Origin of the sequence: Sphingomonas radicis (assembly GCF_051400635.1) — a bacterium.
Lineage (GTDB): Bacteria > Pseudomonadota > Alphaproteobacteria > Sphingomonadales > Sphingomonadaceae > Sphingomonas.
In genome coordinates, this window is record NZ_JBLFFG010000002.1 from 99,826 (window position 1) to 117,855 (window position 18,030).

Annotated in this window: 16 protein-coding genes; 6 read left to right on the plus strand and 10 right to left on the minus strand. The window is 66.9% G+C overall.

Going from position 1 to position 18,030, the window contains the following annotated elements:
• Nucleotides 1-33 precede the first annotated feature (33 nt).
• Nucleotides 34-1,203: a formate-dependent phosphoribosylglycinamide formyltransferase gene (purT, locus tag ACMGDH_RS07450; RefSeq protein ID WP_436827321.1), complete on the minus strand. Its 1,170-nt coding sequence runs from the start codon at nucleotides 1,201-1,203 to the stop codon at nucleotides 34-36.
• 241 nt (nucleotides 1,204-1,444) lie between these two features.
• On the opposite strand from purT, the gene ACMGDH_RS07455 reads away from it, so the two are divergent.
• Together ACMGDH_RS07455 and ACMGDH_RS07460 are read left to right on the plus strand one after the other, a co-directional pair.
• Nucleotides 1,445-2,629 carry an RsmB/NOP family class I SAM-dependent RNA methyltransferase gene (locus ACMGDH_RS07455; protein WP_436827322.1) on the plus strand — a complete coding sequence of 395 codons (1,185 nt, stop codon included), beginning with the start codon at nucleotides 1,445-1,447 and terminating at the stop codon, nucleotides 2,627-2,629.
• 32 nt (nucleotides 2,630-2,661) lie between these two features.
• Nucleotides 2,662-3,168: a tetratricopeptide repeat protein gene (locus ACMGDH_RS07460; protein ID WP_436827323.1), complete on the plus strand. Its 507-nt coding sequence runs from the start codon at nucleotides 2,662-2,664 to the stop codon at nucleotides 3,166-3,168.
• Nucleotides 3,169-3,212: 44 nt separating this feature from the next.
• On the opposite strand, the gene rsmA is transcribed toward ACMGDH_RS07460, so the two are convergent.
• The 4 genes from rsmA to ACMGDH_RS07480 form a co-directional block, all read right to left on the minus strand.
• Entirely contained in the window at nucleotides 3,213-4,028 is an 816-nt protein-coding gene (gene rsmA / locus ACMGDH_RS07465) for a 16S rRNA (adenine(1518)-N(6)/adenine(1519)-N(6))-dimethyltransferase RsmA (protein ID WP_436827324.1), read from the minus strand.
• Nucleotides 4,025-5,032 (minus strand): 4-hydroxythreonine-4-phosphate dehydrogenase PdxA, encoded by a 1,008-nt coding sequence (pdxA, locus tag ACMGDH_RS07470; protein ID WP_436827325.1) that lies wholly within the window; start codon nucleotides 5,030-5,032, stop codon nucleotides 4,025-4,027. Before pdxA ends, rsmA begins: the two co-directional genes overlap by 4 nt.
• Before the next feature lie 16 nt (nucleotides 5,033-5,048).
• The gene (locus ACMGDH_RS07475) at nucleotides 5,049-6,440 is read right to left on the minus strand and encodes a peptidylprolyl isomerase (RefSeq protein WP_436827326.1); all 1,392 of its coding nucleotides are present in this window, start codon (nucleotides 6,438-6,440) and stop codon (nucleotides 5,049-5,051) included.
• An 85-nt stretch (nucleotides 6,441-6,525) separates the two neighbouring features.
• Nucleotides 6,526-8,832: an LPS-assembly protein LptD gene (locus ACMGDH_RS07480; RefSeq protein WP_436827327.1), complete on the minus strand. Its 2,307-nt coding sequence runs from the start codon at nucleotides 8,830-8,832 to the stop codon at nucleotides 6,526-6,528.
• Nucleotides 8,833-8,951: 119 nt separating this feature from the next.
• Here ACMGDH_RS07480 and ACMGDH_RS07485 point away from each other — a divergent pair, with 119 nt between their 5' ends.
• Entirely contained in the window at nucleotides 8,952-9,392 is a 441-nt protein-coding gene (locus ACMGDH_RS07485; RefSeq protein WP_436827328.1) for a DNA polymerase III subunit chi, read from the plus strand.
• 74 nt (nucleotides 9,393-9,466) lie between these two features.
• Nucleotides 9,467-9,889 (plus strand): nucleoside-diphosphate kinase, encoded by a 423-nt coding sequence (ndk, locus tag ACMGDH_RS07490; RefSeq protein ID WP_436827329.1) that lies wholly within the window; start codon nucleotides 9,467-9,469, stop codon nucleotides 9,887-9,889.
• A gap of 122 nt (nucleotides 9,890-10,011) precedes the next feature.
• Here ndk and ACMGDH_RS07495 read toward each other — a convergent pair whose 3' ends face one another.
• The 5 genes from ACMGDH_RS07495 to ACMGDH_RS07515 form a co-directional block, all read right to left on the minus strand.
• Entirely contained in the window at nucleotides 10,012-11,346 is a 1,335-nt protein-coding gene (locus ACMGDH_RS07495; RefSeq protein ID WP_436828211.1) for a sensor histidine kinase, read from the minus strand.
• 32 nt (nucleotides 11,347-11,378) lie between these two features.
• Nucleotides 11,379-12,098, minus strand: coding sequence for a response regulator (locus ACMGDH_RS07500; protein WP_436827330.1), 720 nt, complete (start codon nucleotides 12,096-12,098; stop codon nucleotides 11,379-11,381).
• Between the two features lie 85 nt (nucleotides 12,099-12,183).
• Entirely contained in the window at nucleotides 12,184-12,936 is a 753-nt protein-coding gene (locus ACMGDH_RS07505; RefSeq protein ID WP_436827331.1) for an EF-hand domain-containing protein, read from the minus strand.
• A 113-nt stretch (nucleotides 12,937-13,049) separates the two neighbouring features.
• Entirely contained in the window at nucleotides 13,050-13,823 is a 774-nt protein-coding gene (locus tag ACMGDH_RS07510) for a thioesterase family protein (RefSeq protein WP_436827332.1), read from the minus strand.
• Nucleotides 13,823-15,313 (minus strand): class I adenylate-forming enzyme family protein, encoded by a 1,491-nt coding sequence (locus ACMGDH_RS07515; protein ID WP_436827333.1) that lies wholly within the window; start codon nucleotides 15,311-15,313, stop codon nucleotides 13,823-13,825. Before ACMGDH_RS07515 ends, ACMGDH_RS07510 begins: the two co-directional genes overlap by 1 nt.
• A 224-nt stretch (nucleotides 15,314-15,537) precedes the next feature.
• Here ACMGDH_RS07515 and ACMGDH_RS07520 point away from each other — a divergent pair, with 224 nt between their 5' ends.
• Together ACMGDH_RS07520 and ACMGDH_RS07525 are read left to right on the plus strand one after the other, a co-directional pair.
• Nucleotides 15,538-16,758 carry an acyl-CoA dehydrogenase family protein gene (locus tag ACMGDH_RS07520; protein WP_436827334.1) on the plus strand — a complete coding sequence of 407 codons (1,221 nt, stop codon included), beginning with the start codon at nucleotides 15,538-15,540 and terminating at the stop codon, nucleotides 16,756-16,758.
• Between the two features lie 108 nt (nucleotides 16,759-16,866).
• Nucleotides 16,867-17,940 (plus strand): acyl-CoA dehydrogenase family protein, encoded by a 1,074-nt coding sequence (locus ACMGDH_RS07525; RefSeq protein WP_436827335.1) that lies wholly within the window; start codon nucleotides 16,867-16,869, stop codon nucleotides 17,938-17,940.
• Nucleotides 17,941-18,030: the final 90 nt, after the last annotated feature.

An 18,030-nucleotide genomic window follows, 5' to 3' on the forward strand; every position in this document is an offset into this window, starting at 1 on the left:
GCACCGGCGTGTAACTGCCACTCCGCTTCTCAATCAATCGCCATACCCAATCCACACCTTACCCGCCGCCTCAGCCGCCACCCGCCGCGCCGCATCGGTATCGCCCGCCAGAGCCAGCGCCACCCCCATCCGCCGATACGGTCGCGAAGTCGGTTTCCCGAAAATCCGCACATCCACGTCACCGCCCGGCACCGCGAGCGCCTCCGCGAGCCCCTCATAGGACGGCGTCTTCGAATCGCGATCCGCCAGGATCACCGCCGAGGCCGACGGCCCGCGCAGCACAATCTCCGGGATCGGCAGCCCCATCACCGCGCGCGCGTGCAGGTCGAACTCGCTCAGATTCTGCGAGATCAGCGTCGCCATTCCGGTGTCGTGCGGCCGCGGTGACAGCTCGGAGAAGATCACTTCCTCGCCCTTCACAAAGAACTCGACGCCGAAGATGCCATGGCCGCCCAGATCATCGACTACCTTGCGCGCCATGTCCCGCGCATCGGCGATCGCGGAGGCCGACATCGCCGCCGGCTGCCAGCTTTCCTGATAGTCGCCGCGCTCCTGCCGATGCCCGATCGGAGGGCAGAAGGTCACGCCGTCGCGGGTGCGCACGGTCAGCAGCGTGATCTCGTAATCGAAGTCGACGAACTCCTCGACGATCACCCGCCGCCGGTCACCGCGCATGTTGGCGACGGCGTAGCCCCACGCCGCCTCCAGCTCGCTGGCCGAGCGCACGGTGCTCTGGCCTTTGCCCGAGGAGGACATCACCGGCTTGATCACGCATGGCAGCCCGGTGTGCTCCGCCCCTGCGCGCACCTCCTCGAAACTCTCGGCATAGCGATAGCGCGAAGTCCGCAGCCCCAGCTCCACCGCGGCGACTTCGCGGATACCGTCGCGGTTCATCGTCATCTGCGTCGCACGCGCCGAGGGGACGATCGTGAAGCCCTCCCTCTCCAGCTCGGCCAGCACTTCGGTGCGGATCGCCTCGACTTCGGGCACGACATAGTCCGGCCGGTGCTTCTCCACCGCCGCGCGCAGCAGATCGCCGTCGAGCATCGAGAAGACCTCGAAGCTATCCGCCACCTGCATCGCCGGTGCGCCTTCGTAGCTGTCGCACGCCACCACATGGGCGCCCAGCCTTTTGGCCGAGATCGCGAACTCGCGCCCGAGCTCGCCCGAGCCGAGGAGCAGGATCTTCGCCGTGAACGCCATTTGCTTGCCTCGGTGCGGTTGCGGGGGGACGAGAGCGTCGATGGCGTCAGATCGCGGGCTTGTCCATCGCTCGCGGCAACGGTCCATCCTCAAGATTTCGCTACCAATGTAGGATTTCTTCTGCTTGGTCGGTGGCGATGCAGCCGCCGTTCGCCTTTCGTCTTTCCGTGCAGCGCCGACGCTGCCGCAGGGGCAGGGGAACGAGGCGCGAACGGTGTCAACTTAGTGTCAACTTCGGCCGATGAACCCCTCGGCGCGTCTCCAGGCGGCGATCGACCTGCTTGACCGGATCGTGGTCGCCGCGCGCGACCAGGGCGGCTCGGCGGACACGATCATCGCGCGCTGGTTCGCCGAGCGCCGCTATGCCGGCTCCAAGGACCGCCGTGCGATCCGTGAGCTGGTCTATGATGCCATCCGCATGCTCGGCGAGCGCCCGCAGAGCGGCCGCGCAGCGATGCTCGCGGTGGCGGAGAAGCGCCCGGAGCTTGCCGCGCTGTTTGACGGTTCGCCCTATGGCCCTGCACCGATCGCCCCCGGCGAGCCGGTGGCCGAGGCAGGGGTGCTTCCCGCATGGCTCAAGGCCGCGTTCGAAGTCTCGGAGCTCGAGGCTGACGAGCAGGCTGCGCTGCTCGAACGCGCTCCGCTCGATATCCGCGTCAACCGTCTCAAAGCCGATCCCGCGGTGATCGCTGCCGAGATCCCCGGCGCGGTGCCGCTTCCCTGCGCGCCTGATGGGCTGCGGCTGCCCTCGGATACGCCCGTCGAGCGGCTTCCCGCGTTTCAGGAGGGCGCGCTCGAAGTCCAGGACTGCGGCAGCCAGGCCGTCTCGCTCGCCGCAGGCGCCGAGCCCGGCCAGCACGTGATCGATCTCTGCGCGGGCGCAGGCGGCAAGACGCTCGCGCTGGCCGCGGCGATGCGCAACCACGGCACGATCCTCGCCTGCGACATCGACCGCGCACGCCTGTCGCGCCTCGCGCCGCGCGCCGCGCGGGCAGGGGTGACGATCGCGGAGACGCGCCTCCTCGATCCGGGCCGCGAGGCGGAGCTGCTTGCCGATCAGATCGGCCGCGCCGATCTCGTCCTCGTCGATGCCCCATGCTCGGGCACCGGCACCTGGCGCCGCAATCCGGAGGCGCGCTGGCGCCTCACCCCCGATCGGCTCGCGCGCTACGTCGCCATCCAGGCCGCGCTGCTCGATCTGGGGGCCGCGCTCGTGCGCCCGGGCGGCGCGCTCGTCCATATCGTCTGCTCGGTGCTCGACGTTGAAGGGGCGGGGCAGGCGCAGGCATTCCTCGATCGTCACGCGGGCTGGCAGTCCGTGCCGCTTTCGCTGGGAATCGGAGTCCAGCGCGGTCCCGGATTGCGGCTCACGCCGCTAAACGATTCGACGGACGGCTTTTTTGTCGCGAAGATGGTGCGGCCATGATAGCTGCCCGAACTCCAATGTCGGAGATTTTCATGCGGATCACTGCGATCTCTGCCGCCGCGGCGCTGGTGCTGCTGTCGGTCTCCACGTCGCTGCTGGCGCAGCGGCCGGACGATCAGATCGATCCCAAGTCGCTTTCGCTGCTGCAGGAGGGCCGGCTGGCGCTCGCCGCGGGCGATGTCGATGGCGCGCAGGATGCGATCGAGAGCGCGCTCGCCGTCGATCCGCGCAACCGCCAGGCCTTTGTCGCGCTCGCCGAGATCGCGCGCAGCCGCGGCCTGCCCGGCAAGGCGATCCGCTTTTACAAGGAAGCGCTGGCGCTCGAGCCCAATGACGTCACGGCGCTGCGCGGCCAGGGCGAGGCGCTGGTCGCCAAGGGTGCGACCGAGAAGGCCAAGGAAGTCCTCGCCAAGGTGCGCGCGGTGTGTGGCGACCAGTGCGGCGACGCCAATGTTCTCGCCGCGGCGATCGCCAAGGGTCCGCCGGTGACCGCTACTGCCCAGGCCGAACCGGCCAAGCCTGCGTCGGGCAATCCCTGAGCGGACTTGCTATGTAGGATTTCGTCTGCTGGGCTCTTTACGGATCAGCCCAGCGCGCGGGCCAGTGCGACGAACTCTTCGATCGTCACCGTCTCGGCACGGCGGCTGGAGTCGATCCCCAGCCGCTCCATCGCCTCGATCGCGCCGGACACGGGCTTCAGGCTCTGGCGCAGCATCTTCCGCCGCTGCCCGAACGCCGCGCCGGTGAGCTTCTCCAGCGTCGCCAGCCGCACGCCTTCGGGTGCTTCGGTCGGGGTGACGTGCACCACCGCCGACATCACCTTGGGCGGCGGGGTAAAGGCAGAGCGGTGGACGGGCATGGCGATCTTCGGGGTCGATCGCCACTGGGCGAGCACTGCCAGCCGGCCATAGGCGTCGCTCCCCGGCGCGGCGACGATCCGCTCGGCGACTTCCTTCTGGAACATGAGCGTCAGGCTCTGCCACCAGGGGAACCAGTCGGCGGAGAGCCAGCCGACGAGCAGCGCGGTGCCGACGTTGTACGGCAGGTTCGCCACGACGTGCGGCTCGCCGGCGAACAGGGCAGGGGCGTCGATTTCGAGCGCGTCGCCTTCGATGACGCGGAGCTTGCCGGGGAAATATTCCCCCAGCTCCTCCAGGGCCGGGATGCACCGCCGGTCCCGCTCGACCGCGGTGACGCTGGCGCCCGCTTCGAGCAGCGCCCGGGTCAGTCCGCCGGGGCCGGGACCGACCTCGAACACCTCGGCGCCCTGCAGGTCGCCGGGAACCCGGGCGATCCGGGCGAGGAGCTGGTGGTCGAACAGGAAGTTCTGCCCCAGCGCCTTGCTGGCGCTGAGCCCGTATTTGCGGATGACCTCGCGGAGCGGGGGAAGCTGGCTCACTGGGCTCCCGCCGCGGCGAGCTCGGCGCGCCGCTCGGCCTGCATCGCCGCCATGCGGATCGCGGCGATCATGGCCCCCGGGTTCGCCTCGTCCTTGCCGGCGATGCCGAAGGCGGTGCCGTGGTCGGGCGAGGTACGGACGATGGGAAGCCCCAGCGTGGTGTTCACCCCGTCGTCGAAGTGGAGCGTCTTGATCGGGATCAGCGCCTGGTCATGGTAGAGGCAGAGCGCCGCGTCATAGCCGGCCCGGGCACGGGCGTGGAACATGGTGTCGGCGGAGAAGGGGCCGACGGCGTCGATCCCTTCGTCGCGAAGCTGGGCGATGGCAGGCGCGAGGATGTCGATTTCCTCCCGCCCGATCGCGCCGCTCTCGCCGGCGTGGGGGTTGAGCCCGGCAAAGGCCAGCCGCGGCTTCTCGATCCCGAAGTTGCGGAACAGGCCCCGCGCCGTGACCCGCGCCTTCGCGACGATCAGCTCGCGCGAGATCAACCGCGGCACCTCGGCCAGCGCGACATGCACCGTGATGGGCACTACCCGGAGCGTGGGGCCTGCGAGCATCATCACGGTATTGTCGTCCGCCACGCCGCAGCGCTCGGCCACGAACTCGGTCTGGCCGGGGTGGGGGAAGCCGATATGATAGAGCTGCGCCTTGGAGACAGGCCCCGTCACCAGCGCGGCGGCAGCGCCCGAGCGGGCGAGGCCGACCGCCAGCTCGAGTGACTGGAGCGCGGCATGCGCGCTGTCCACGTTCGGCGCGCCGGGAACCACTTCGCCCGCTTCGCCGATCGACAGGATGGGAAGCGCGTCGGTGAAGACCGCGCCCGCTTCGGCCGGATCGTTGATCCGCACCACCGGGCCGTCCCACACCTTCTCGACCGCCGCCGGATCACCCACGGCGAAGAACGGCGCAAGCGAATGAAGCTCGCGCGCCGCCCACGCCTTCGCGGCGATCTCGGGGCCGACTCCTGCCGAGTCTCCCATTGCGATGGCGATCGGCCGGATCACGGGCCCGGCCGCTGCGTCAGCGATATTCGACCAGCGCGTCGCGGCGCAGGTCGCGCAGCATGCGCTGGGCGCGCAGATTGACGCGCTCTTCCTCGAGCCGCTCCTGGACCTGCTCGACGGAGGGCATGTTCGGCGGCGGCGGATCGTCGCGGCCGCACAGCACGAGCACGCGCACGCCGTCCTCGATCGAGCCGAACGGCTGGGTAGCCTGGCCGATCTGGAGACCGAGCATCATGTTCTGGAGCGCAGGCGGCAGCTCGCGAATGGTGATGTTGTCGCGGTCCACCACTTCGGCTTTTTGCGCGGTTGCCACATTGGCGACATCGCCGCAGCCGCGGATCGCACGGGTCGCCTCGGCGAACTCGGCAGCGCGCGCGGTCGCCTGGGCTTGGGTGGTGCCGGCCGGGAAGTTGATCGCGAGCTGGCGCAGGCTGAGCTTGGCGTCGCGTTCGTCGGCCGTCAGCGTCTTGCGCTTCTCGGCGATGTACAGGATCGAGAAGCCGGTCGGCAGCTCGATTGGGCCGGCGACCTGCCCGGCCTGCATCTCCTGTGCTGCCTGGGCGAGCGCATCCGGCAGCATGCCCGGCTGGACCCAGCCGAGATCGCCCCCCACGGCCTTGGTCGATGCTTCCGAATAGGTGCGGGCGAGATATTCGAACGGCGCACCCTCGCGCATCTGCTGAATCATCTTCTGCATCGCCCCGCGCACTTCGGCGGCGCGGTCGGGCGTTGCATTCATGTAAATCTCGTAGACGTGGATCTCCTCCGCGCCCTTCTGCTGCTTCATCTTCTCGATGATCGCATTCGCCTCGGCCTCACCCACGTTGATGTTGACGCGGCGGCGCAGCAGGCGGCTCCAGGCGATCTCCGCCTCGATTTGGCGGCGTACGGTGCGCTCGGACGAGTTCATTTCCTTGAGCCAGGTGCGGAACTGCTCCGGCGTGCGCTGGAAGTTGCGCGCTACGCGGCTGAAGCTCGACTCGATCTCGCGCGGCTCGACGGTGATCTCGTTGGCCTTGGCTTCCTGGATCTGCAGCGTCTCGTCGATGAGCTGGCGGAGCACGGTGAGGCGGAGCTGGTCGCGTTCCTCGGGCTTCAGGTTGAGTTTGTTGATCGCGACGATCATTGCCACGCGCTGGTCGATGTCGGTGCCGGTCAGGACGGTATCGTTGACGATCGCCGTCGGTTTACGGACGTTCGGATCGGCCTTGCCGAAGATCTGGAGATTGGCGGGGAGGTCCAGCCCGGACGAAGGCGGCGCCGGCTGGTCTTGTGGCGTCTGCTGATCCTGCGCCGTCTGCGCGAGCGCGATCGTGCCGATTCCACCTAAAGCCGCCGCTAAAACCGCCTTGCGGCCGATGCGGACCGCCTTTGCAACACCGATGTTCACGTGAACCCGTACCCTCATCCTGCCGGAAGACAGAGGCGCTTAATCGCCAATTGTGCCTGAACCAAGGCTTAGCGAACCAGTGCGCCTCCCATGCCTGAAAGGGTTAGCGTCCCAGGTTCTTGAACGCCAGCGCCAAAAGGAAAGTGTTGCCGCGCTGCGCGTCTCCCGTTGTGGCATAGTCGCGCTTCCAGGTGAGTCCAAGCCTGAGACAATCGTCTTCATAGGCGAAGCCCAACCGGTGCCGCACAGGCTGGAAGCCGTCGCTGCCGGACAGAGGGTCCTCCTCATAGTCGGTCAGGTCGACCAGCACCGAGCCATAGACCGACCAGAAGCGCGAGACCTGCGCACGGCCGCCAACGCGCGCCTCTTCGCGATCGCGCAGATCCTCGAGCGCGGGAGCGATATTGCGGTTGAGCCGCAGATAACCGACCTGCACATAGGTGTTGCGCGATCCCACCGTGGCATCGATTTCGTTCCGGCGAACCGCAAACCCGTCCTTGTCGAGCCGATAACGGTGCGTGAAGCTCACGAAGTCCCGGAAGCGGACTACAGTACGTCCGACGATGTCCGACACGCGGTCGGTCAGTCCGGTTCCGTCCGGGAAGATCGTCGGCCGTGAGGTGAGGCGATAGCTCTGGCCGACGTTGGCGTCGATGCTCAGTCCCGGGAGATAGAGCGCATAATCCACCCCCCAGGTGAAGCGCGTCGAGTCCTCGAACCGGTCGTAGCCGGGAAAGCGATTGAGCGCGAACAGGTTGGAATCCTCCAGATCCACTGCGCGCGCATCCTCGTTGGGGACGTCGAGGTTCTCGATCCTGGGAGCGGCGACCATCTGGAGGCGTGGCGTGATGCGCTGGGTGCCGCCGAAGATCTCGCCCACGAAGGGCCATTTCATGTCGAGCGCCACGGCGCCCACGCCGCGAAACTGGAAACCCTCCAGCCCGCGATAGCTCGGTATCTCGGTCTCGAGTGTGTCGTCGGCGTTATAGGCATCGGCACGCGCATAGGCCGTCAGGGTGATTTCCTGGCCCCAATTGGTGAGCCGGCGCAGGTCCCATCTGGCGCTGGCGAACGCCCGCTGCGAATCCTGCCCCTCGGAGCGGGCGATCGCGAGCGTATTGACCTGCAGCTCGACCCGGCCGCCCACGATCCCGTCGTCCAGCCGGCGCCGGTAATCGAGCTCGGGCAGCGCTATGGGCTGTGTGCCTTGCCGTTCGCCGACCCGCAGCGTCTGCACCGCCCAGGCATTGATCGACAGATAGCTGTCCTCGTCGATCCGCTCGGCGCGGAGATTGTTGCGCAGCCGGTCGTCGCGCGAGATGTCGTAGCGCCGCAGGAAAGTTCGGTCGGTGACCAGCCGCAGCGAGGCGCTGGCGCTCCAATGGGGATCGAGCTGGAAGCGGCCGAGCGCGTCCAGATAGCCGCGGAAGTCGTTGCGCGAGGTCGCCGGGGTTACCGGTACGGTAAGATCGTCGGCGCGGCGGCTGTAGGTTCCATAGCCCGTCACCCGATAGGCACCCGCCTGGGTGAGCGCGCGATACTCGGCCTGGAGCATCGGCAACGTGTCGGTGAAGACCCGCGGCGTGATCGTCAGATCGCGGTTGGGCGCAAGGCTCATGAAATAGGGAAGCGCGAACTGGAATCCGTTGGTGCGATCGTACCGGATGTCGGGTGTCAGGAAGCCGTCGTCGCTGCTGCCGCCCGCGGGATGCGAGAACACCGGGAGCGGGATCGTCACGAAGCCGAAGACCGAGACGCGTGCGCCGGAATAGCGGATGCGCTTCCTGGACGGATCGTAGACCACCCGGTCGGCGGTGATCTTCCACGACGGTTCCTTGGGGCATCCCGCGGAGTCGGTGACGGCGCAGGGTGTGTACGCCGCGTTCTCCACCGTGATGATTCCGTTGTCGCGCCTTCCGCGCTGCGCTGCGAGCCGTCCGCCGGCATCTAGCACGACGAGCATGTTCTCGACCACGCCGTCCTTCAGCGTGTCGGTGAGCTCGATCCGGTCACCATAGGCGGCGTCGCCTTCCGGATTGGTGATGACGATATTGCCTTCGGCCACCACCTGGCCCGACTTGCGGTTCCATACCACGCGATCCGCTCGCAAGCGGTCGCTGCGGCGGAACAGGCGCACGTCGCCGCTCGCCGTGACCACGTCTTTCTCATAGTCATATTCGAGCTGGTCGGCAGTGAACTGGATTTCGTCCGCATCCTCGGGAAGCGGAACCGCCGAGGGTGGAGGCAGCGCGACATCGCGGTTCTGGAGATCCGGCCCGGAGGGAGGCGTCTGTGGCAGGTCCGGCTGGCTGGCCGGCGTATCGCGCGGGTCGGCGGCCTCCTGCGCCCGGGCCTGTGCGGCAAGGCACAATCCCAACGCAGCCGAGAGCAGCAGGGCCTTGCGCGTCACTCTAGTTCCCACCTTTTCTTTTCACTCCCGGCACACGGCCGTCCCGCCCTATCGCAGCGGTTGCGGCATCGCAATGTCGCGCGCGTTGGCCCGAACGCTCAAGGGCGCTATCAGGAGCCATGCAGGTCGATTTCTATCATCTGACGCACCAGCCGCTCGATCGCGTGCTGCCGCGCATTGCCGAACGCGTATTGGAGCAAGGCGGCCGCCTGCTCGTGGTGGCGGAAAGCGAGGAGCAGCGCGCGCGCGTCGATCAGCTGCTATGGAGCTACACCCCCGAGAGCTTCCTTCCGCACGCACAGGCGGGCGGCGGCTTCGATGCCGAGCAGCCGGTACTGATCGCCGAGCGTGTGGAACCGGCGAACGGTGCGCGAAACGTGGCACTGGCTGATGGAGTCTGGCGCGACGAGGCGCTGGCGTTCGACCGCGCGTTCCATTTCTTCGACGAAGAGAAGATCATCGAGGCGCGGGCAGCCTGGAAAGCGCTGGCCGAACGCGACGGCGTCGAGAGGCGCTACTGGAAGCAGAACGACGCAGGCCGCTGGGAACAGGCGGCCTGAACTTGCATTGACGAGGCTGCCCGACTAGGGAGCCGCGACTTTTCCACAACACCCAAAGCAGGAGCCGCACGGCCATGGCCGCGACCCGGACCTTTTCGATCATCAAGCCCGATGCCACCCGCCGCAACCTGACCGGCGCAGTCACCAAGATGCTGGAGGAAGCGGGGCTTCGCGTCGTCGCTTCCAAGCGCATCCAGATGACTCGCGAGCAGGCCGAGGGCTTTTACGGCGTTCACAAGGAGCGCCCCTTCTTCAACGATCTGGTCGAGTTCATGATCTCGGGCCCGGTCGTGGTGCAGGTGCTCGAGGGCGAGAACGCCGTCCAGCGCAACCGCGACATCATGGGTGCCACCAACCCCGCGAATGCTGAGCCCGGCACGATCCGCAAGGAACTGGCCGAGTCGATCGAGGCGAACTCGGTCCACGGTTCGGACTCGGAAGAAAACGCCGAGATCGAGATCAACTTCTTCTTCAAGCCGGAAGAGATCGTCGGCTGAATTTGAGATACTCCCTCTCTCAACGGGAGAGGGAGGGGTGAGGGTCGACGGCATCGTTTGCATCGACCCTCACCCTTCCGCCGCTTCGCGGCTCCTTCCCTCTCCCAAAGGGAAAGGGAATATTAGCGCGGCAGGTTGATCGTCGCGACGAGACCGCCGCCCTCTCGATTGGCGAGCGCGATGTCGCCGCCTGCATCGCGCACGATCGCGCGCGCCAACGCCAGGCCCAGCCCGATCCCTCCCGTCTCGCGGTTGCGCGAAGTCTCCAGCCGAGTGAACGGATCGAAGACCGCGGCAAGCTTGTCCGGCGGAATGCCCGGCCCGCGATCGGCCACTTCGATCGCCACCGTTTTATTCCCCGGCACCAGCTGCACCTCGGCACCACCGCCGCCATATTTGACGGCATTCTCGATCAGGTTGCGCACCGCACGCCGCATCAGCGTCGGGCGGAGCCGCATTCTCAGCCGCGGCGCCTCCTCGAAGCTCACCGGATGATCGAGGTCGCGGAAATCCTCCACGACGGCGTCGATCAGCGCAGAGAGATCGACGTCGGTCAGCGGCTCGCTGGGGCGGCCAAGACGCGCCAGCGAGAGAATATCCTCCAGCGTGCGGTTCATCTCCTGGATGATGTCCGCCATGCGTGCTCGATCGTCTTCGTCCTCCACCGACTCGATCCGCACGCGCAGTGCGGCCAGGGGCGTGCGCAGATCGTGCCCGATCGCGCCGAGCATCCTATCCTTCTCATCGAGCATCGCGTTCACACGAAGGCTGAGCGCATTATAGGCGCCGATCACCGCGCGCACGTCGCTGGGTCCGCGCTCCTCGAGCGGTGCCGATCCGTCGCCCGGACGAAAGCCGCGCGCGGTCCGCGCCAAAGTCTGCAGGGGGCGAGCGATGCGGCGGCCGGCGAGCAGCAGCGGGATCAGGACGACGATGTAGAGGATCAGCGTTTGCCCGGCGAGCTGCCAGATCAGCCCGCGCTCCGCCCGCGGCCAGCCGGAGCGCAGTGAAAGCCAGCCTTTTCCGGGAAGCTCCACCGCCACCCGCAGCTCGCCGCCCAACCGCCGCAGCCGCTCGGCGCGACCGCGACCCATTCCGGGGAGCGGATCGTCGCGATCGATGCTGCGGAGCGACGCGAATATCTGACCGGTCTGGATGCCCGCTTCCTGGAAGGCCTGGCGCACGTCAGCTTCGATGTCGCTACGACGCGGCTCACCCGCTGCAATGGGATTGGCCGTGACGATCTGGACGCGTGTTGGTCCTTCTAGTTTTAGCATCCGCCGCTGGCGAGGGCGGGGCGGGGCCGTCGGGTTGGTGAGCCGGTCGCCCGCGTCGACCAGCCGCGTTACCGCCGGGCCGATCACCTGGCCATAGCGATATGCCCTGCGCTCGCGCAGCAGCATCGCGAAGTTGATTGCCTGAGCCAGGAACAACGCGATGGCGACGAGCAGCGCCATCTGGCCGGCAAGGCTGCGGGGGGCGAGACGCCTCAAAGCCGCGTCACCTCGGCAGCGAGCGTGTAGCCGCCGCCCCACACCGTCTTGATGATCGTCGGGTTCTTGGCATCGGGTTCGATCTTCCGGCGGAGCCGGCTGATCTGGTTGTCGATCGCGCGATCGAACGCCGCGGCTTCGCGGCCCTGGGTCAGGTCGAGCAACTGGTCGCGCGTGAGCACTTGCCGCGGACGCGTCACCAGCGCGTGAAGGAGGTTATACTCCCCGGTCGAAAGCGGCACCGAGACGCCCTCGCGGTCGACCAGCGCGCGTTCGCCGGTCTTCAGGACCCAGCCGGCGAAGGCGAAGCTGCCGGTCTCGGGCGCATGCTGCTTGATGCCGCCGGCCGCAATGCGGCGAAGCACCACCTTGATTCGCGCGGCGAGCTCGCGCGGGCTGAATGGCTTCACCACATAATCGTCCGCACCCATCTCCAGGCCTACGATCCGGTCGGTTTCCTCGCTGCGCGCAGTGAGCAGGATCACCGGCGTCTCGCTCGTCTCACGAATATGGCGGCACAGGCTGAGCCCGTCCTCGCCGGGCATCATGATGTCTAGGATCACCAGGTCGATCGCATAGGCGGCCAGCCGCGCCCGCGCACCTTCGGCATCGCCCGCCTGAGTGACGCGAAAACCCTGTTTGGTGAGATACTGGGCAAGGGGCTCGCGGATCGAGCGTTCGTCATCGACGAGCAGGAGATGTGGGGTTTCTGCCATGATCGGACCCTAGGCAAGGCGCTCGGCACAGGGAAGGGCCCCGGACCGGCAAGCACGTGCCGGTCCGGGGAGTATTTGTTTCGGCTCAGTTTACGCTTGAGGGCGCGGGAGCGCTGGCCGGAGCCGCAGCGCGACGCTGATCGCGCATCGCCTTCCTCTTCGCTCGGGCGGCTTCGCGCTCGGCCGCGTCGATTCGCCCATCCTTGTTGGCGTCGACGCGATCGAACATCGCCAGCGCCGCGGCACGGCTTTCCTCGCGGCTGATCAGCTTGTCGCCGTTGGTGTCGATGCGCGCGAACCCGTGGCGATGATGCCCGCCGCGCATGCCCTTGCGGGCTTCGCGCGCGGCGGTGCGCTCGGCATCGCTCAGCTTGCCGTCCTTGTCCGTGTCGAAGCGTTCGAGCATTTTGGCACGGCGGGCTTCGCGATCGCCCGTGCCGGCGCCGCGCTCTGCTTCGAGCGTGGTGCGCGCGGTCGCGCGCTCGGCATCGCTGAGCTTGCCGTCCTTGTCGGCGTCGAAGCGCTCGAGGATCGGCGCCCAGCGGTTAGTCGCGTCGAGACGCTGGCCGCGCCTGCCGGGACCTCGATCGGGACGCGCGGCCCGGCGCTCCTCAGCGCTGATCTGGCCGTCCTTGTTGGCGTCGTCCTTGGCGAAGCGCGCGTCGACACCGGCGAGCACTTCGTCGCGGGTTACGATGCCGTCGTTGTTGGCATCGGCGTGCATCATCGGCCCGCGCGGTGCAGACGGGGTTTGGGGCTGGCTCTGCTGGGCAGCATAGGCGCCGCCGCCGGCGAGCAGGCTGGCGCCGAGCAGCGCCGCAATGATCTTCTTGTTCATGACGTAACTCCATTGGCGATCCCGCGTGCTTCGCGGTTCCTGGCCTTTTTGAAGCTCGGCTGTCGCACGCGTTTGTCACCGCACGGGAGAAGTGTCGCAAGTTGTATCGGCGGTCAGCCGAAGATCGCGACGCCCTGCATCGCTTCAGCGATCGGTTCGCCCTCGGCGTTCCATATCGCCATGTGCTGGCTGGAATAGCCGTGCCGCGCCATCTCCGTGCGCGCCGAAAGCAGCCACCAGCCCTCGTGCGTGGCAGGCACGTCGGTGAGGAAGTTGATCTGCCAGTTGAGCGAGCTGAGCGGCGTCCGGCGCTCTGCCGCGAGCTTGAACGCGGCGGGCGGCAGTGCATCGCCGATCGCCATCAGCTCGACCATGGGATGGAGCCCCTCGCGTGCGCGCAGCCGCGCCCAACGGCGCCATTCGGCAGGGGCGAGATCGAGCTTTGGATCGAGGAAATTGAAATTGCCGGTGAAGAAGTCGTCGGGCCCGGTGTAGAGTTCGGCTGCAGGCGATGGCGGGCGCTGTGTTTCGCGCAGCGCCTCGTCGTGCGCGATCACGGAAGCGAGCTCGGCCATGAAAACGAAGGTCGCGCGCAGGCCCAATCCGGCTTGCGACACCACATCGGCCTGAATGAAGGCCGCATTGCGCCCACGGCGAAGCCGTGTCGCAGTCACGCTGACCTCACCTGCGAGCGGCCCGATGAACGCAACTTGCGCCGAGCGGAGCGGCGGAAGGTCCGGCTCGAACTCGATTGCCGCCTGAAGCGCGAGTGCAGCGGATAGCCCGCCATAGGCCGTTCGGCCCTGCATCCAATCAGTCGGAATAGCGGTGCGGAACCCCGTATCGTCGCGAGTCGCCTGAGCCAGCAGATCGGCGATCGGCGTCATTAGGCGAGATAGGCGTCGCGTAACGCGCGCTTGAGGACTTTGCCGATCTCGCTGCGCGGCAACTCGTCCAGCTTCTCAAGCGCCGCGAGCCGCTGGGTCTTGCCGACGCGATGATTGAACCAGTCGAGGATTTCATCGGTCTCCCCGGGGCCGGCGAAGAATCCGACGGGGGCTTCGCCCCATTGCTCGGAAGGAACGCCCACAACGGCACAGTCGGCCACGCCCGGGTGCTCGGCAAGCACCGATTCGAGGTCCGAGGGATAGATGTTGAAGCCGCCCGAGATGATCAGGTCCTTCTTGCGGTCCATCAGGATCAGAAAGCCGTCTTCGTCGAACCGTCCGATGTCGCCGTGGCGGATGAAGCGATTCCCCTGCGAGTCGTGCCAGGTTGCCGCGTCGGTCGCATCGACGCGGCCATGATAGCCGCTCATCATCGCCGGCGAGCGGCCGACCACCTCGCCGGATTCCCCTGGAGCGACCTCTACCCCTTCATCGTCGATCAGCCGGATATCGTGCCCCTCGATCGGCTGGCCCACGGTGTGGAGCTTGTCGGGATGGGCGTTGCACACGAGCAGGGTCGTGCCGCCACCTTCGGTCATGCCGTAATATTCGACGAGCAGCCCCGGCCAGCGCGCGACGATGTCAGCCTTCAACGCAGCGGAGAAGGGCGCGCTGGTACAGGTCTTGAGGCGATAGCTCGAGAGATCGAATCGGTCGAAATCCGGTAGCGCCATGATCCGCTGATATTGCACCGGCACCAGCATCGCATGCGTGGCGCGATGTTCCTGCGAGAGCGTCAGGAACGTGCGCGCATCGAACTTGCCCGTGAGCACGCCCGTCCCGCCCCAGGCGAGCGTGGGGAGGAAGCTGACCAGCGTGGTGTTCGAATAGAGCGGCGTAGCAACCATGGTCACCGCATCCCCGAATCCCGCCGAGGCGCGGGAGATATGCGCCCAGCGCATCGCGTGCGGCTGGACGATGCCCTTGGGTACGCCCGTCGTTCCCGAAGAATAGATGATGTTGAACGGATCGTCCGGGCTGACATGAACTGGTTCGGGCCGGGTGCCATCCGGCGCCAGCCAGCCGCTGAGCCTATCGAGCGCAACCCTCTGCGCCTCCACCGCGAGATCGGCATGGGCGGCATCGTAGAAAAGGATCGGTGCGCCGCAATCCGCTACCATGGCGGCAAGCTGTTCGGGAGTCGAAGAGGGAGCAAGCGGCGCCGCGACACAGCCGGCGCGCAACGCACCTAGAAAGGCGAGGGCGACTTCGATCGAATTGGATCCGACGATCGCCACCGCCTCACCGGCACGAACCCCGTCGCGCTGTAGCGCGGCGGCGGAGCGATCCATCAGCCGATCGAGCTCGACATAGCTGAGGATCGTGGAGCCGCAGATCAGCGCGGGCTTTGCCGGCCGCTCGGTCGCATGGGCGCGGACAAGATCGGACAGGGTCGCGAAATCGCTCGCGAGCATCGTCTCAGCACTCATTCCGGTTCCCATGCTGTGAGGCTAGCCCGGGATCTCCGGGAATACCATACGCACATTTCGAAACTGCGCAGGGTTCGATCAAGCTCCGACGGGCGGCCCGATGCCGGAAGAAATTCCGTTACTCTACGTTAGAATCTGCCGCGCTTATATCGCGACTCGCTTGACGCTCGCCTTGCCATACCGCATCTTCGAAATGATAGCCCAAGGGCTGCAGGAGAGGTGAATTGGCTACCGCACCCGAAATCGAAGCACCCGCGAATCCGCTCGATGCGTTCCGCGCCGAGGTCCGCGAATGGCTGGCGGTGCATTTTCCGCCAAGTCTGAAGGGCAGGGATAATGCCATGTCCGCGGTCGAAGGCCCCACAGAGGAAGATGCCGAGCAGCGCGCATGGCGAGTCGCGATGGGCGAGAAGGGCTGGGGCGTGCCGACTTGGCCAAAGGAATATGGCGGTGGCGGCTTGAGTCGCGCCGAGGCGCGCGTGCTGCAGGAGGAAATGGCGCGGATCGGTGCGTGGAACCCGATCGGCGGCATGGGCGTGATGATGTTCGGCCCCACGCTGCTCGAATATGGCAGCGAGGAGCAGAAGCGCGAGCATATTCCTGCGATCGCGCGCGGCGAAGTGCGCTGGTGTCAGGGCTATTCGGAGCCCGGTGCCGGCTCCGACCTCGCGAGCCTCCAGACCTTCGCCGAGGACCGCGGTGACCATTATCTGGTCAACGGCCAGAAGACCTGGACCAGCGGCGGCCAATGGGCGGACAAATGCTTCATGCTCGTCCGCACGGACAAGACGAAGAAGCACGAAGGCATCACTTTCCTGCTTTGCGACATGGACGCTCCCGGCGTCGAAGTGCGGCCGATCCGGCTGATCTCGGGCTCGTCGCCCTTCTGCGAGACCTTCTTCACGGATGTTAAGGTGCCCAAGGCGAACCGCGTCGGGGAGGAGGGCCAGGGCTGGACGATCGGCAAGCGCCTCCTCCAGCACGAGCGCACCAGCCTCTCGGGTGGCGGCTCGGCGGCGGGCCGGATGTTCGCGGGCACCTCGCTTTCGCAGATCGCCAAGAAATATGTCGGCGTGGACGAGCAGGGGCGGATCGCCGATGCCGAGCTGCGCAACCGCATCGTGCGGCACGAGATGGACCTGCGCGCCTTCATGCTGACGCTCCGGCGGGCGGGCCTTGAGGCAAAGTCGAACCAGGGGCCGTCCGCCGCTTCTTCGATCATGAAGAACGTCGGGGCCAGGATCATGCAGGAGCGTTCCGAGCTGCTGATCGAGATCCGCGGGATGGCTGGGCTGGGCTGGGAAGGCGAAGGGTTCGGCGAGGAAGAGCTCCGCGACGTGCGCGGCTGGCTCTTTGGCAAGGCGGTGTCGATCTATGGCGGCTCCACCGAAATCCAGAACAACGTAATCGCCAAGCGCATCCTGGGGATGCTCGATCATCAATAAGCTAAAAGCCCTCTCCCTTCCGGGGAGAGGGTTGGGAGAGGGGCAGAGCGGAGAGGATGTGGCATTTGCCCCTCTCCCCAACCCTCTCCCCAGAAGGGAGAGGGAGTTATGGCAGTCCTAACCGAAGAACAGATGATGCTGCGCGACATGGCGCGCGAGTGGGCGGACAATGAATCGCCCGTCACCGCCTTTCGCCGCGTCCGCGACATGGCGCCCGCCGAATTCTATGACAGCGCCGCATGGCAAGCGCAGGCCGAGATGGGCTGGGCAGGCATATTGATCCCTGAGGCGCATGGCGGCGCGGGCATGGGCTATCTCTCGCTCGGGCTAGTGCTCGAACAGCTCGGGCGCAATCTCGTCGCGACTCCGCTCGCAGCGACTGCAGCCGCGACGAGCGCGCTGGTGCTCGGCGGCTCGGAAGCGCAACAGGCCGAATGGCTTCCGCGAATCGCCGCGGGCGAGGTTGTCGGAACGCTGGCAGTGGACGAGGGGCCGCGTTTCACTCCGGAGCGCATCGAGACCAGGGTCGAGATCGGCAGGCTGAGCGGCATCAAGGCGTTCGTCGCCGAAGGAGATTCCGCGCAGCTCTTCGTCGTGGCGGCGCAAGACGGACTTTATCTCGTGACGGGTGACGAAGGTGTCACGCGCGCGCCGCGCCGGCTGACGGATGCGCGCAGCCATGCGCAGGTCCGCTTCGACGGCGCGCCCGCGCAGAAGCTCGCGTCGGGTGGACCCGAGTTGCAAGCTCAGGTGACCGATCGCGCCGCGGCTGCGCTGTGCGCGGAAATGCTTGGCATGGCCGAGTCCGCCTTCGCGCAGACCAACGATTATCTGAAGACGCGCGTGCAGTTCGGGCAGGTCCTCGCCAGCTTCCAGGCGCTCCAGCACCGCATGGCGAAGATGTTCACCGAGCTAGAGCTGATGCGCTCGGCGGTGGAAGGCGCGCTGGAGGCAATCGATTCCGGCCGCGGGAGCGTGAGCCAGGAAGTGAGCCTGGCCAAGGCGATCGCCGGTGACACGCTCAATCTCGTCAGCCGCGAGATGATCCAGCTCCACGGCGGCATCGGCATGACCGACGAGCATGATGCGGGCTTCTATCTGAAGCGAGCCCGCGTACTCGAGACGATGTGGGGGAACGCCGCCTGGCACAGGGAGCGCTTTGCTCGGCTGAGCGGATATTGAGTTTCGTGTTTTCCCGCAGACCGGCGGAAGGGTTCTGCGTTGGGGAGGGCGTCAGGCGACTATTGCAAACGGGCAACACTTCACAGCCCG